The sequence below is a fragment of the Streptomyces lonarensis genome (assembly GCF_012033735.1).
In the GTDB taxonomy this organism is placed as follows: Bacteria; Actinomycetota; Actinomycetes; order Streptomycetales; family Streptomycetaceae; genus Streptomyces; species Streptomyces lonarensis.
On sequence record NZ_JAAVJD010000150.1, the window covers coordinates 1 to 13,772 of the forward strand.

At 76.1% G+C, this 13,772-nt stretch carries 8 protein-coding genes; 3 read left to right on the forward strand and 5 right to left on the reverse strand.

The features are described 5' to 3' along the window. Window positions 1–1,775: 1,775 nt before the first annotated feature. Complete coding sequence (locus HCN56_RS17490) at window positions 1,776–2,777, forward strand: RNA polymerase sigma factor (protein ID WP_312871282.1); 1,002 nt, start codon at window positions 1,776–1,778, stop codon at window positions 2,775–2,777. A gap of 114 nt (window positions 2,778–2,891) precedes the next feature. Here the strand turns inward: HCN56_RS17490 and sucD are convergent, their stop codons facing one another. The 5 genes from sucD to HCN56_RS17515 form a co-directional block, all read right to left on the reverse strand. Beyond that, window positions 2,892–3,776 carry a succinate--CoA ligase subunit alpha gene (gene sucD, locus HCN56_RS17495; RefSeq protein ID WP_167972229.1) on the reverse strand — a complete coding sequence of 295 codons (885 nt, stop codon included), beginning with the start codon at window positions 3,774–3,776 and terminating at the stop codon, window positions 2,892–2,894. A 19-nt stretch (window positions 3,777–3,795) separates the two neighbouring features. Continuing rightward, complete coding sequence (gene sucC, locus HCN56_RS17500; protein ID WP_167972231.1) at window positions 3,796–4,971, reverse strand: ADP-forming succinate--CoA ligase subunit beta; 1,176 nt, start codon at window positions 4,969–4,971, stop codon at window positions 3,796–3,798. Between the two features lie 309 nt (window positions 4,972–5,280). Then, window positions 5,281–6,462: a VWA domain-containing protein gene (locus HCN56_RS17505; RefSeq protein WP_167972233.1), complete on the reverse strand. Its 1,182-nt coding sequence runs from the start codon at window positions 6,460–6,462 to the stop codon at window positions 5,281–5,283. Beyond that, window positions 6,459–8,924 (reverse strand): DUF5682 family protein, encoded by a 2,466-nt coding sequence (locus HCN56_RS17510; protein WP_245246681.1) that lies wholly within the window; start codon window positions 8,922–8,924, stop codon window positions 6,459–6,461. Before HCN56_RS17510 ends, HCN56_RS17505 begins: the two co-directional genes overlap by 4 nt. After that, a complete protein-coding gene (locus HCN56_RS17515) occupies window positions 8,921–10,045 on the reverse strand; it encodes an ATP-binding protein (RefSeq protein WP_167972235.1) in 1,125 nt (374 codons plus the stop codon). The genes HCN56_RS17510 and HCN56_RS17515 overlap by 4 nt, the downstream gene beginning before the upstream one ends. Window positions 10,046–10,351: 306 nt before the next feature. Here HCN56_RS17515 and HCN56_RS17520 point away from each other — a divergent pair, with 306 nt between their 5' ends. After that, window positions 10,352–11,731 carry an SWIM zinc finger family protein gene (locus HCN56_RS17520; RefSeq protein WP_167972237.1) on the forward strand — a complete coding sequence of 460 codons (1,380 nt, stop codon included), beginning with the start codon at window positions 10,352–10,354 and terminating at the stop codon, window positions 11,729–11,731. 70 nt (window positions 11,732–11,801) lie between these two features. Then, window positions 11,802–13,568, forward strand: coding sequence for a DUF5691 domain-containing protein (locus HCN56_RS17525; RefSeq protein ID WP_167972238.1), 1,767 nt, complete (start codon window positions 11,802–11,804; stop codon window positions 13,566–13,568). The last annotated feature ends 204 nt before the right edge of the window (window positions 13,569–13,772 follow it).

Genomic DNA, 13,772 nt, shown 5'->3' on the forward strand with positions numbered 1-13,772 from the left:
CACCGCGTCCACCGGTGGGCCGGACCTCCCGCGGCGAGGGCAGCGCCACTCCTGGACGCCGCCGGACGACGGCAAGCGGCACTGCCGGGCGGGGACCGGTCGCCTCACGCAGCCGGACCACGCTGGCCGGTCCACCGCTGTCCGCGCGGCCCCCCGCCGGACCAGGCCCGGAGGGCAGCGCCGCCACCGAGGCCGCCCCTGCCCGGCCGCCCGCAGCGCCGGTGCCCGCCGAGGGCGGGGACGCGCCTCAGGTCGTTCCGGCCGGCTCGCCCCGGCGGGCAGGGGCGCCGCGTGCCGACGCCGGTGCCGGTGCCGGTGCCGGTGCAGCCGGTGCCGCCCACCGGAGCCCCGCGTCGCGGGAGGCCACGCGGCAGCGGCCCACGCCGAGGAACCCGTCCCCGTCCGAGCCCGCACTGCGGCGTCCCGCGGCGCCGGAGACCGGGACGTCGGCGACCGCAGAGCCGGAGACCACAGCGCCGGAGACCGGACGCCCGGCGGCCGGGACCTCCGGGACCGGGAGGCCGGCGGCCACGCCGCCGGAGACCGTGGCCGGGGGCCGCGACCACCGGTCGACACCGGCCGAACCGCAGGCGCGCCGCACGGCGCGCGCGGCGGCCACGCACCCCGAGGTCGCTCCGGACGCCGGCCCGGACGCCCCTGAGTCGCGGCGCGCGACCGCACCGAGCACGCCCCCCGTTCGGCAGGCCGAGCCCGCCGACCCCGACCAGCGACCGTCGCAGGGCGCGCAGGCGGAGCCGCCCGGCTCCGGGGCACCCCGGGCGTCGAGACGCCGCACCTCCCGCGCCCCGACGGACCAGCCCGAACGGACGCGGGAGCCGGCCGAGTCGGCGGGCGGTCGCCGGACCCGCCGGGAACGCCGCGCCCACAGCCGGGACGCGGTCCGTGCGGCCGCCGAGGCGGAGACGCACAGGAGAAGCCCGGCACGCGGCACGCCGGAACGCGACGGCGCACCCCGGCCGCCGCGTCGCGCCCGCCGCGCGCTCCGCCGTTCGGCGAGTGCCGGCACGGCCGCCGAACCGTCGCTGAACACCCCGCAGTCGCCGACGGCGGCCGAGGACCCGGAGCAGCCGCGCGGCACCTGGCTGCAGCGCGCCACCCGCCGCACGCCGACAGGCACGCGCCCTCTCGTCGGCAACGACGGGCCCGCCGACACCGCCCCGCCGGACACCGAAACGGACCCCGGCACCGGCGTGGGCACCACGGCGGCCGTCGGCACCGGCGCGACCCCGAGCTCCGCCCGGGACTCCGGTGCGGCGGCGGGCCCGACGGCCGAGGCGGCCGCCGGGCCGGCACCGCTCCGGCGCCAGGATTCGTCCCCCGAGTCGACCCCCGGGCCGACCACCGAGGCAGCCGACACCGCCGCCGGTGGCACGCCGCTGGCGGCCGACGCCGCAGGAGCGCCGCCCGCGAAACGCCGGCGCCGCGCCCGGTGGTCCATCGGTGGCCGGCGCGACGGTGCACCGGCCGCCGGGCCCGCCCGGCCCGACGGTGCGGCCCGCCGCGCGGACGCACCGTCCACGTCGGTCCCCGAGAAGGCAGCCGACCGCGACGCTCAGGCGCCCGGCGCTCCCGCAGCGTCGGCACCGCCGGCCACAGCCGAGCCGGGCGGCACCCCGCTGCCGACGGTGGACGCCGCCACGTCGACCGAGTGCGAGGGCGCCCCGCCTGCGGTGTCGCGCCGCCGGCGGAAGCGGCCGCGGGCGGCGGGGCGCAGTGCCGGATGGTGGAGACCGGGCGCCGGATCGGCCCCGGACGTGGACGACGACGACCGGCCGACGGGGACCGCGACCGGCGCGGCGGACCGTGCCGCCCATGCGCTCGCCACCGGAGGTGCGGAGGCCGGGGAGGTGGCGGTCGACGGGACCGGCGCCGACGAGGCCGACCACCGCGGCGACGAGGACCGGGACGCACCGGGCCGGGACCGCACGCCCGACGCCGGGCGGGAGGCCGCCCCGGACCCGGACCAGGACGCCGACCGGGGCGACGACGGGGACGACGGGGACGACGACCGGAACGACGGCCGGGACGACGAGCCGGAGGCCGAGCGGCACGAGCTGTTCGACGGCGTCTTCCCCACCGCCCCGGGTGACCCCGACGCGACGATGACGCCGCTCCACGCGTTCGACGCGCTGTACCTGCGGAACGCGGGGCCGATCGGTCAGCAGGCCTACCTGCTCTGCGGTCGGCGCGAGACGGCGGCCCGCGCGGTCGTCCACGGGTTCCGGGTGGCCTGGGAGCGGTGGCCGGAGGTGGCGGTGGACCACGATCCCGCCGGGTGGGTGCGGGCGGCGGCGTACGAGTACGCGCTCTCTCCCTGGCACCGTTTCCGGCCGTGGGGGCGTGCCCCGCTCGCCCTGGGCGCCGGGCGCGAGGAACAGGAGCTGCTGACCGCGCTGCTGCGGCTGCCGCCGGGGCAGCGCCGGGCGCTGGTGCTGCACGACGCACTGGGTCTGGGGCTGGCGGAGACCGCGGCGGAGGCGGAGTCCACCACGGCTGCCGCCGAGGCGCGGGTGCGGCGCGGCCGGGAGGCCCTGGCCGCGTCGCTGCCACGGCTCGCGGCGGCCGATCCGGGGCGCCGTGGCGAGGTGCTCGGCAGCATGATGGAGGCGCTCACCGCATCCCAACCGGTGCCACCGCTGCCCGCCTCACGCGCCCGTACCGTCTGCGAACGGACGAGCCGCCGTCAGGTGCAGGCGGCGGTGGTCCTGGTCGTGGTCACGGCCGGGGCCGTCACGGCGGGACTGCTCACCGGCTGACCGCAGGACCACGCTCCCGGGGCCGGGAGGGCACGGACACGACGGCGCCCGCACCGCCGAGGGGCGGTGCGGGCGCCGTGCCGTCCCCGCGACCCGCGGGGAGGGGGCCGGTGATCAGCCGGCCAGGACCTCGCGGGCGAGGCGGGCGGTCTCGGACGGCGTCTTGCCGACCTTGACGCCCGCGGCCTCCAGGGCCTCCTTCTTGGCCTGCGCCGTGCCGGAGGAGCCGGAGACGATGGCGCCGGCGTGGCCCATGGTCTTGCCCTCGGGCGCGGTGAAGCCGGCGACGTAGCCGACGACCGGCTTGGTCACGTTGGCCTTGATGAAGTCCGCGGCACGCTCCTCGGCGTCGCCGCCGATCTCACCGATCATGACGATCAGGTCGGTGTCGGGGTCCGCCTCGAACGCCTCGAGGGCGTCGATGTGGGTGGTGCCGATGATGGGGTCGCCACCGATGCCGACGCAGGTGGAGAAGCCGAGGTCACGCAGCTCGTACATCATCTGGTACGTCAGCGTGCCGGACTTCGACACCAGGCCGATGCGGCCGGAGTTGGTGATGTCCGCGGGGATGATGCCGGCGTTGGACTGGCCGGGGGTGATGAGACCCGGGCAGTTGGGGCCGACGATGCGGGTCTTGTTGCCCTTCTTGCCGGCGTACGCCCAGAACTCCGCGGTGTCGTGGACCGCGATGCCCTCGGTGATGACGACGGCGAGCGGGATCTCGGCGTCGATCGCCTCGATGACCGCGCTCTTGGTGAACTTCTCCGGGACGAAGATGACGGTGACGTCGGCGCCGGTGGCCTCGATGGCCTCCTTCACGCCGCCGAACACCGGGACCTCGTTGCCGTCGAAGTCGACGGTCGTGCCCGCCTTGCGGGGGTTGACGCCGCCGACGATGTTGGTGCCGGAGGCGAGCATCCGCCGGGTGTGCTTCTGGCCCTCGGAGCCGGTCATCCCCTGGACGATGACCTTGGAGTCCTTGGTGAGGAAGATAGCCATGCTGTGTTGACCTCGTCCTTTACTTGGCCGCAGCCAGCTCGGCGGCCTTGTCGGCCGCGCCGTCCATGGTGTCCACCTGCTGCACCAACGGGTGGGCGGCGTCGGTGAGGATCTTCCGGCCCAGCTCGGCGTTGTTGCCGTCCAGACGGACCACGAGGGGCTTGTTGACGTCCTCGCCCTTGGACTTCAGCAGTTCGAGCGCCTGCACGATGCCGTTGGCCACGGCGTCGCAGGAGGTGATGCCACCGAAGACGTTGACGAACACGGAGCGGACGTCCGGGTCGCCGAGGATGATCTCCAGGCCGTTGGCCATGACCTCGGCCGAGGCGCCGCCGCCGATGTCCAGGAAGTTGGCGGGCTTGACGCCGGAGTGCTTCTCACCGGCGTAGGCCACGACGTCCAGCGTGGACATCACGAGGCCCGCGCCGTTGCCGATGATGCCGACCTGACCGTCGAGCTTGACGTAGTTCAGGTTCTTCGCCTTGGCGGCGGCCTCCAGCGGGTCGGCCGCGGCCTTGTCCTCCAGGGCGGCGTGGTCCGGCTGGCGGAACTCGGCGTTGGCGTCCAGCGACACCTTGCCGTCCAGGGCGACGATGCGGCCGTCACCGGTCTTCACCAGCGGGTTGACCTCGACGAGGAGGGCGTCCTCCTTGACGAAGACGTCCCACAGCTTCTGCAGCGCGGCGACGACCTGGTCGGCGATCTCGGCCGGGAACTTCGCGGCCTCGACGATCTCGCGGGCCTTGGCCTCGGTGACACCGTCCACGGCGTCGACCGCGACCTTGGCCAGCGCCTCGGGCTTGGTCGCGGCCACCTCCTCGATGTCCACACCACCCTCGACGGAGGCCATGGCCAGGAAGGTGCGGTTGGTGCGGTCCAGCAGGAACGAGACGTAGTACTCGTCCACGATGTCCGCGGTCTGGGCCAGCATCACCTTGTGGACCGTGTGGCCCTTGATGTCCATGCCCAGGATGGCCTCGGCCTTGGCCACGGCGTCGGCAGGGTCGGAGGCGAGCTTGACGCCACCGGCCTTGCCGCGGCCGCCGACCTTCACCTGCGCCTTGACGACCGCACGACCGCCAAGCCGCTCGGTCACCTCGCGGGCCGCCTCCGGCGTGTCGATGACTTCACCGGCAAGCACCGGAACGTCATGCTTGGCGAAGAGGTCCCTCGCCTGGTACTCGAACAGGTCCACGCGTGTCCGTCCTCAGTAGTGGTCTCGCGGTCGTATTCAGCGTGGGCGTGCCGCGTGACCGCGATCTGTGGCCCGCGGCAGGTCCGCAGGGCAGCGTAACGGGGGCGCCGCGGGACCTCCTAAAATCCACGTCACACCTACGTGGTGAGTCCCGTCACAGCGCTTCCCGCCGAGCTGTGCCTGTCGTACCCTGCCCGCCCCGCCGCGGGCCCCTCCGGAGGGCCGGACCGCCGGCGCGAGACCCGCCGAAGCGAACCCCGGAGACCCGTGGTTGTGCGAGCCGGGCTGCCACCGGGGGTCTCACCCCCCCTACGGCTCCGGTATCGGCAGCGGCCGCCGTTCGATGGCGGCAGCCATCACGTCCGGGAAGAGGTCCGGGGTGCAGGCGAAGGCGGGCGCGCCCAGTTCGGTCAACGCGGCCGCGTGCCCGCGGTCGTACGCGGGTGCGCCGTCGTCGGAGAGCGCCAGCAGGGTGACGAACTCGACGCCCGCGGCCTTCATCGCGGCGACCCGCTTGAGCAGTTCGCCCCGGATGCCGCCCTCGTAGAGGTCGCTGATGAGCACGACCACCGTCTCGGTGGGGCGCGTGATCTGCGATTCGCAGTACGCCACCGCGCGGTTGATGTCGGTGCCGCCGCCCAGCTGCACCCCGAACAGCACGTCGACCGGGTCCTCGATCTCCTCGGTGAGGTCGACGACGTTGGTGTCGAAGACGACCAGCCGGGTGTTGAGGGAGCGCATCGACGCCAGCACCGCCCCGAAGACCGAGGCGTACACCACCGAGGAGGCCATGGAGCCGGACTGGTCGATGCAGAGGATGACGTCCTTCTTCACCGACTGCCCGGCGCGCCCGTAGCCGATGAGCCGCTCCGGGACGATGGTCCCGTGGTCCGGCAGGTAGGTGTGCAGGTTGGCGCGAATGGTGCGGTTCCAGTCGATGTCCTGATGACGGGGGCGCCGGACCTTCGCCGACCGGTCGAGGGCGCCGGTGAGCGTGGCCCGCGTCCGGCTGGCGAGCTTGCGCTCCAACTGCTCGACGACCTTCCGGACGACCACCCGGGCCGACTCCTTGCTGCGCTCGGGGATGGCCCGGCCGAGGGAGATCAGCGTCCCCACCAGGTGGACGTCCGGCTCGGCGGCCTCCAGCATCTCCGGTTCGGCCAGCAGCGTCGCCAGGCCGAGGCGGTTGATGGCGTCGCGCTGCATGACCTGGACGACGGAGGTCGGGAAGTAGGTGCGGATGTCACCGAGCCAGCGGGCGACGCCCGGCGCGCTGCCGCCGCGGCCCGCGCGGCGGGTGTCCTCGCCGTAGACGACGTCCAGGGTGCGGTCCAGCCCGACGTCCCGCCCGCCGAGGGTGACGCCCGTGCCGTCGTCGGCTCCGCCGAGCACCAGCCGCCACCGGCGGAGCCGTTCGGCGTCGTCCACCGGGGTCGCGGTGGCGGCCGGAGGCGCTTCGGCGCGGGGCGGCGGGGACTGGGTGGCGGTCATGCGGGGGCTCCGATCGGGTCGTCGGCCGGGGAGGGCGAGGCGGACGCGGAGGGCGTCGGGAAGGGTGCCGCGGAGGGCGTCGTGCCGTCGCCGACCGCCTCCGGCCCGAGCAGCAGCCGCAGCACGGGAAGCGCCGCGTCGGCGCGGACGGGGTCGGCCCGCTCGCCGAACCCCGGGGCGTGTGCCGTCTCCGCGCCGGCCGGCGCGGCGCCCGGCGAGCGGCGCACCAGCTCCCCGACGGACCGTCGGACGCCCGCCTCGAAGGAGCCGAAGCTCCGGCGCAGCAGCGGCAGGACATCGGTGAAGGAATCGGCCGGCACGGAGGTGAGCCAGGCGTCGATCAGTGCGAGGAGCCGCTCGTCGTGGACCAGCAGCAGACCGCCGCCCGCGAGGAAGCCCTCCACCCATCCCGCCGCACGGGCCGGCGGCACCGCGGGCGACAGCTCCAGCCCGATGAGGCGGTCGGCGTCCTCGTCGGCCAACGCGCCCTCGTCCAGCAGGAAACGGGCCGAGCGGCCGCGCAGCACCGCGGGCACGGTGTCCCGGCGCGCGAGGCGCCGCAGCGTGTCGCGCCAGCGGTCGCGGAGCCCGTCGTCGTCGAGCAGCGCGATCGCCGCGTGGACGCCCTCGACGTGCTGCCGCATCGCCGCGGCGCCGTCGGCGTCGAGCCCGGTGCAGGCGGCCGGCAGCCCGACGCAGACGCGGTCGGCCAGGCCGTGCGCGACGCGGGTCAGTTCCGCCGTGCCGGTCGAACGGACGTCGCCGTAGCGGGCGGACCGCACCAGCGGGGGCAGTGCCGCGGCGAGGCCGGCGACGTCGGTGTCGAGCGCCGCTCGGTCGGCGAGGGCCTTCATCACCGTCGGCAGCGCCTCGCCCAGGCCGGCGAGCAGGCAGCGCTCCGCGAGCGAGGTGAGGTCGGCGAGCGTGTGGGCGGCGAGGGCCTCCGAGCGGGCCTTCGCCACAGCGGCGGACTCGACCGTGGTGCCCCAGATCCCGGCCTCGGCGACGCGGACGGCGAGCTCCGGTTCCCAGCTCAGGCGCCAGCTCTCCCGGAAGGTTCCGGTGCTGCTGCCGCCGGCCGGCGCCGCCCAGGGGATGCCGAGGAGTCGCAGCCGGTAGAACAGCCTGCTGCGTTCGGCGTCGTTGTCCTTGCGGAGGTCGAGGTCGAGGTGGCGGTCGTCGGCCTCGGGCTTGAGGCGCAGCCTGCGCTGCTGTGCGGTGAGGTCGCGCTGCAGCGGGACGGCCGGCGCGGCGTCGGGGACCTCACCCAGGACGTCGCCGACGACGAGCCGGTCGATGACGAGGTTGAGCGGCACCTCCCCGCCGTCGCACATCACCGCGCGGACCGCGTCGAGGGTCTCGCCGAGGCCGGCGAGCGGCCGGCCCCGCATCGCGGCGAGGGTCTCCGCGAGCCGGACCGCCTCGATGACGTGGGCGGAGGAGACCGGGACGCCTTCGTCCCGCAGGAGCCCGGCGACGCCGGTCATCCAGCGGGCGACGGGCCGGTCGGGGGCGGAGAAGAGGTGGGCGTACCAGCCGGGCGACTCGACGCCGGCGCCGTAGCCGTGGGCCCGGCCCAGCCTGCGGTGGGTCCACGGGACCCAGGTGATCTCGGTGCGGACCTTGGGCAGGCCGCGGAGCAGCGCCCGGTCGGCGGCGACGGTGCGGCGCTCCCGCAGCGCGGGCACGTGCCAGGCCCCGCAGACGACGGCGACGGCCTCCGCGCCGAACTCGCGCACCGCCTCCCGCAGCCGCAGCCGCATGTGGGCCTCGCGGACGAGGTCGCGGTCGCCGTCCGCCACCGAAGAGCGGGCGCGGACCTCGGTCATCGCCTCCTCGACGGCGGCGAACGGCGCGAGGGGGTCGTCGCCGCCGGAGCGGTGCTCCACGACGTCCTCCCACCAGCGTTCGGCGTCGTCGTGACCGGCGGCGGCGGCGAGCACGGCGAGCGGGTCCCGGCGCAGCGCGTCACCGGCGGGCTCCGGGCCGCCGGGCTCCTCGCCCGGGGTGTCCTGCTCCGGCGCCTCGTCGGCCGGGCGGCCCGTGCCGTCCCCGGCGGTGCCGTCCTCCGCCGGCACGTCCCCGGCCGGTGCGTCCCCGGCCGGGGACGTGCCGGCGTCGCGTTCGTCGGCGTCGCGGAGCGCCAGGGAGTGGGCGGCCGGCAGGTCGATGAACCGGACCGGGACGCCGTTGTCGAGCGCCCAGCGGATCGCCACCCACTCCGGGGAGAAGGCCGCCAGCGGCCAGAAGGCGGACCGGCCGGAGTCGTTGACGGCGTGCGCGAGCAGCGCCACCGGCGGCGACATCGCCGGGTCACCGGCGAGCGCCACCACGTCGTCCGCCTCCGGCGGTCCCTCGACCAGCACGACGGCGGGGCGGCGGGCCGCCAGGGCGGCGCGCACGGACCGGGCGGAGCCGGGCCCGTGGTGCCGCACGCCCAGCAGCAGGGGGCGCTCGGTCATGCGGCCGCTCCGTGCGCGCGACCGGAGGCGGCGTCGCGGGCGGCGCGGTAGAAGTCGCTCCAGCCGTCGCGCTCGCGCACCACGGTCTCCAGGTACTCCTGCCAGACCAGGGAGTCGGCGGCCGGGTCGCGGACGACGGCCCCCTGGATACCGGCCGCGACGTCCGCCGGGCGCAGCACGCCGTCCCCGAAGTGGGCGGCGAGCGCGAGGCCGTTGGTCACCACGGAGATCGCCTCCGCGGTGGAGAGGGTGCCGGAGGGCGACTTCACCTTGGTCCGGCCGTCGGTGGTGACCCCGTCGCGCAGCTCGCGGAAGACAGTGACCACGCGGCGGATCTCGTCGATGGCGTCGGGGGCCGCGGGCAGCTGGAGCGAACGGCCCAGCTGGTCGACCCGCCGGGAGACGATCTCGACCTCGGCGTCGGGGCTCGCCGGCAGCGGCAGCACCACGGTGTTGAAGCGGCGGCGCAGCGCGCTGGACAGCTCGTTGACGCCCTTGTCCCTGTTGTTGGCGGTGGCGATGAGGTTGAAGCCCCGGACCGCCTGGACCTCGTCGTTGAGCTCCGGGATCGGGAGCGTCTTCTCCGACAGGATGGTGATGAGGGTGTCCTGCACGTCGGCCGGAATGCGGGTCAGCTCCTCGACCCGGGCGATCATGCCGTCGTTCATGGCGCGCATCACCGGGCTGGCGACCATCGCCTCGCGGCTCGGCCCCTTGGCGAGCAGCTGCGCGTAGTTCCAGCCGTAGCGGATCGCCTCCTCCGCGGTGCCCGCGGTGCCCTGCACGATGAGCGTCGAGTCACCGCTGACGGCTGCGGCGAGGTGCTCGGAGACCCAGGTCTTCGCCGTGCCGGGGACCCCGAGGAGCAGCAGGGCGCGGTCGGTGGCGAGCGTGGTGACGGCCACCTCGACGATGCGCCGCGGGCCGACGTACTTGGGGGTGATGGCGGTGCCGTCCGCGAGGGTGCCGCCGAGCAGGTACGTCGCCACGGCCCAGGGGGACAGCTTCCAGCGTTCGGGGCGGGGCCGGTCGTCGGCCGCGGCCAGCGCGCTCAGCTCCTCGGCAAAGGCGTCCTCGGCGTGCGGGCGGAGGACGGGCTGCCCGGTGGTCTCTGCGGTCATGTGCTGTCCCTCGGACGGGCGGGGTCGTCCCGCGTCTCGAACTGTCCCCGGCGAGAACGCCGGCAGCTACCGAGGGTCACGAAAGGGAAGGGCACAGCCGGCCCGTTCCCCGTCGGTGGCACCGTCGGTCGCTGTGGGGATCACTCTGCACGGCACCACTGACAACCGGGTGGCCCCACCGACGCCTCACACCTGTGGACAACCCGCCACTTCCCTTGCCCCGCAAGGCCTCCGAGGTTTCTCCGGCGGTGTCGCGAGCCGCTGCACACAGGTCGTTGTCAGTGCCACGGCCTAGCGTTCCGGGACATGACGGGAGAACAGGTCCGCTGGACCACGGAACAGGTGCTCGCACTCGCCCCTGACGCTGCGTCACAACGAGCGGGTCAGAAGCTCGGGTCGCCGGGCACCTGGTCCGAGACGGCACGGCGGGACGCGACCCTCTGGGGATTGTGCAAGGGGTCCGGCAAGAACCCCTACCGCACCGCGGTGGACCTCACCGACGCGGCGTCGGTGGGGTTCAAGTGCAGTTGCCCGAGCCGCAAGTTCCCGTGCAAGCACGGGTTGGGGCTGCTCCTGGTGTGGGCCGGCGACACCGACGGCACGGCGGTCCCCGACGGCGGCACGGCGCCGGAGTGGGCTCAGAGCTGGCTCGACGGCAGGCGCCGGCGGGAGGAGAAGGCCGCCGACCCGGAGGCTTCCGCGAAGCCGAAGGACGAGGCGGCGGCGCGCCGCCGGGCGGAGCGCCGCTCCTCGCGGGTGGGTGACGGCGCCCAGGAGCTGGCCCGTCGGCTCACCGACGCGGTGGAGAGCGGCCTGGCCGGGTCGGAGCAGTCCGGCTACCAGGCGTGGGAGCACACCGCCGCCCGCATGGTCGACGCGCAGGCCCCCGGGCTGGCGGCGCGCGCCGGTGAGCTCGGCGCGATCATGGGCGCCGGTCGCGGCTGGCCGTCGGCGGCGCTGGCGGAGATGTCGCTGCTGCACCTGCTGCTCCGCGGGCTGGAGCGAGTGGAGGAGCTGCCGCCGCCGCTCGCCGCGACGGTCCGTTCCCGGGTCGGGTTCACCACCGAGACCGCCGCGGTGGTCGCGGCCGCCCGGGAGGCGGGCTCCCTGGTGCGGGACCGCTGGCTGGTCGCCGGGTCGGAACGCACCAGCGACGGCCGCATATGGACGGAGAGCACCTGGCTGCTGGGCCGGGGGACGGAGCGCTGGGCGCTGGTTCTCGGCTTCACCGGCCCCGGCTCCACCTCGGGTCCGCCGATGGTGCTCGGCGCCGAGTTCGACGCCGAGGTGGCCTTCCACCCGGGGGCGGCACCGCTGCGGGTGAGCGTCGCCGAGCGGCACGGCACGGCGGAGCGCGAGGGCACCCCACCCGAGGGAGCGCCGGTCGGCGCGGCTCTGGCGGCGTTCGGGGCGGCGGTGGCGGCCGATCCCTGGGTGGACGCCTGGCCGGCGATCCTCGGCCCGGTGGTCCCGGTGCCGGTCACCGAGGCCGGGAACGAGTGCTCGGGCTGGCAGTTGGCGGATGCCGACGGCGGGGCGGCGGTGCCGCTGAAGGCGGACGACGCGGTGCTCTGGCGGTTGCTGGCCCTCTCGGGTGGCGGGCCGCTCACCGTGTTCGGGCGGCTGGGGCCCGCCGGCTTCGTGCCCGGCACCACCTGGGACGCGGGCCGGGCGGTGCGGCTGTGAACGGCACCGGCGATCCCGGCAGCACGGGGCGGCGACGGGCGCGGGCCCGGCGCGGACGAGGGCAGCGGCGATGACCACGACCAACGGAACGGACGAGGCGATGACGGTGGAGCAGGGCACGGGCGGGGTACCGCGAACGGACGACGCGGGCCCGGAGGGCGAGTCGTTCGGCGCCCGCGACTCCGGGTGGCAGGAGCTGGTGACCGCCGCGCTGCTCGGCGCGGAGCGCCGGGTGCTGCCCGGCGGTTCCGCCGCCGGACTCCTCGACCGGGCGGCGACCGCGACGGTCCGCGCCCGGGCCGGTATGACCGCGGCGTCCCCGGGCCCGCTGCCCGAGCCCGCGCCGCACGACCCGCGGCCGGAGATCCCGCGCGCGGCCGCGGCGCGGTGCCGCACCCTGTTCAGCGGCGCGCGGGGCAGCAGTCACGCGGCCACCTCCTGGAGTGCTCCCCGACCGCACGCCGAACAGCTGCTTCCGGAGTGGCTGGAGCTCGCCAACCACCTCGGGTACCGGCCGCCCCACGCCCAGCTGCCGCTGGTGCTCGACGCCGCCCGGGCCCGCGACCACCGGCAGGCGGCGCTCGCCTTCGCCGGTCCGCGCGGCCGCTGGCTCGCCGGGCTGAACCCGGCGTGGCAGTTCGCCACGAAGGAGAAGCTCGCCGCGACCGCTCCCGGCCCGGGGGCGGCCGGATCAGGGGAGGCGGGCCTCTCCCGCTGGCAGCAGGGGGCGTTCGCCGACCGCGTCTCGGTGCTGACGGCGCTGCGGGCGCACGACCCCGCCGCGGGCCGGGAACTGCTCGCGGGGACGTGGCAGTCGGAGCGCGCCGAGGAGCGCCTCGTCTTCGTCGACCTGCTGCGCGACGGTCTCGGCCCGGCCGACGAGCCGTTCCTGGAGGCGGCGCTCTCGGACCGCAGCAAGGCGGTGCGGGCCGAGGCTGCCGGACTGCTCACCCTGCTGCCGGGGTCGGCACTCAGCACCCGGATGACGGAACGGGCCCTCGCGTGCCTGCGGCTGCGGGAGGCCGACGACGGGACGGGCCCTGAGCTGGTGGTCACGGCGCCGACCGCGTGCGACCGGGAGATGCAGCGCGACGGGCTCGTCGCCAAACCCCCGACCGGGCAGGGTGAGCGGTCGTGGTGGCTGCGGCAGCTGCTGGAGGCGGTGCCCCCCTCGACGTGGCAGGAGCAGTGGGGCGGCCGGTCGGCGGAGGAGATCGTCGCACTGCCCGTCACGGCCGAGTGGGCCGAGACGGTCCGGCTGGGGTTGATCCTCGCGGCAGTGCGCCACGACGACCGGGGCTGGGCCCGTGCGCTGCTGGGCGACCCGGCACGGCCGTTTCCCGGCGGGCCGGAGAACGCCGGGCGCCTGCTGGGGCTGCTGCCCCCCGCGGACCGGGCGGCATGGGCGGCCGGCTTTGTCGCCTCCCAGGGGCTCGGGCCGGCCGGGGCCGTGCTGTCCCGCTGCCCGGCGCCCTGGCCCGCCGCGCTGACCAGCGCCTTCGGGGAGGCGGCACGCACCGCGTGGCGCACGAAGAAGCACCACCCGTCGACGCACGCGGCGGTCCTGGTGACGGCGCAGCACTTCGTGCACGCAGCCGGGGCCCGGCCGATGATCCACCGGCTCGCGGAGGAGGCCACCGCCGCGGCGGAGGTGGAGCGGCGCGCGGAGGCCGCCGCGCGAGCGGCGGCGAAGAACACGCGGACCAGGCCGGCGGTGCCCGGTGACGGACTGGCGCAGGGCTGGCTCCGGGCGTTCTCCAGCTTCGCCCACACGCTGGAGAAGCGGGGCCAGATGCGGGCGGAGCTGCTGGCCGGCGCGCCGGACCCGCACGGCTGACCGGTGCCACGGAACGAGCGGTGAGGCGAGTCCCGCCGGTGGGCGGCGGGGTCGGGGCCGCCGGGGCGAGCGACACGCCTCCGGTCAACCGGGGCGCGAGGCGTTCCCCACCGTGCAGGCGTCCGTCCGATGCGCGTTGCGCGGTGTCGCCCGCCCGGCGGGCCGCGCGAGCCGGGGCACACAGCCGCCGCCCGGCCGCCGGTG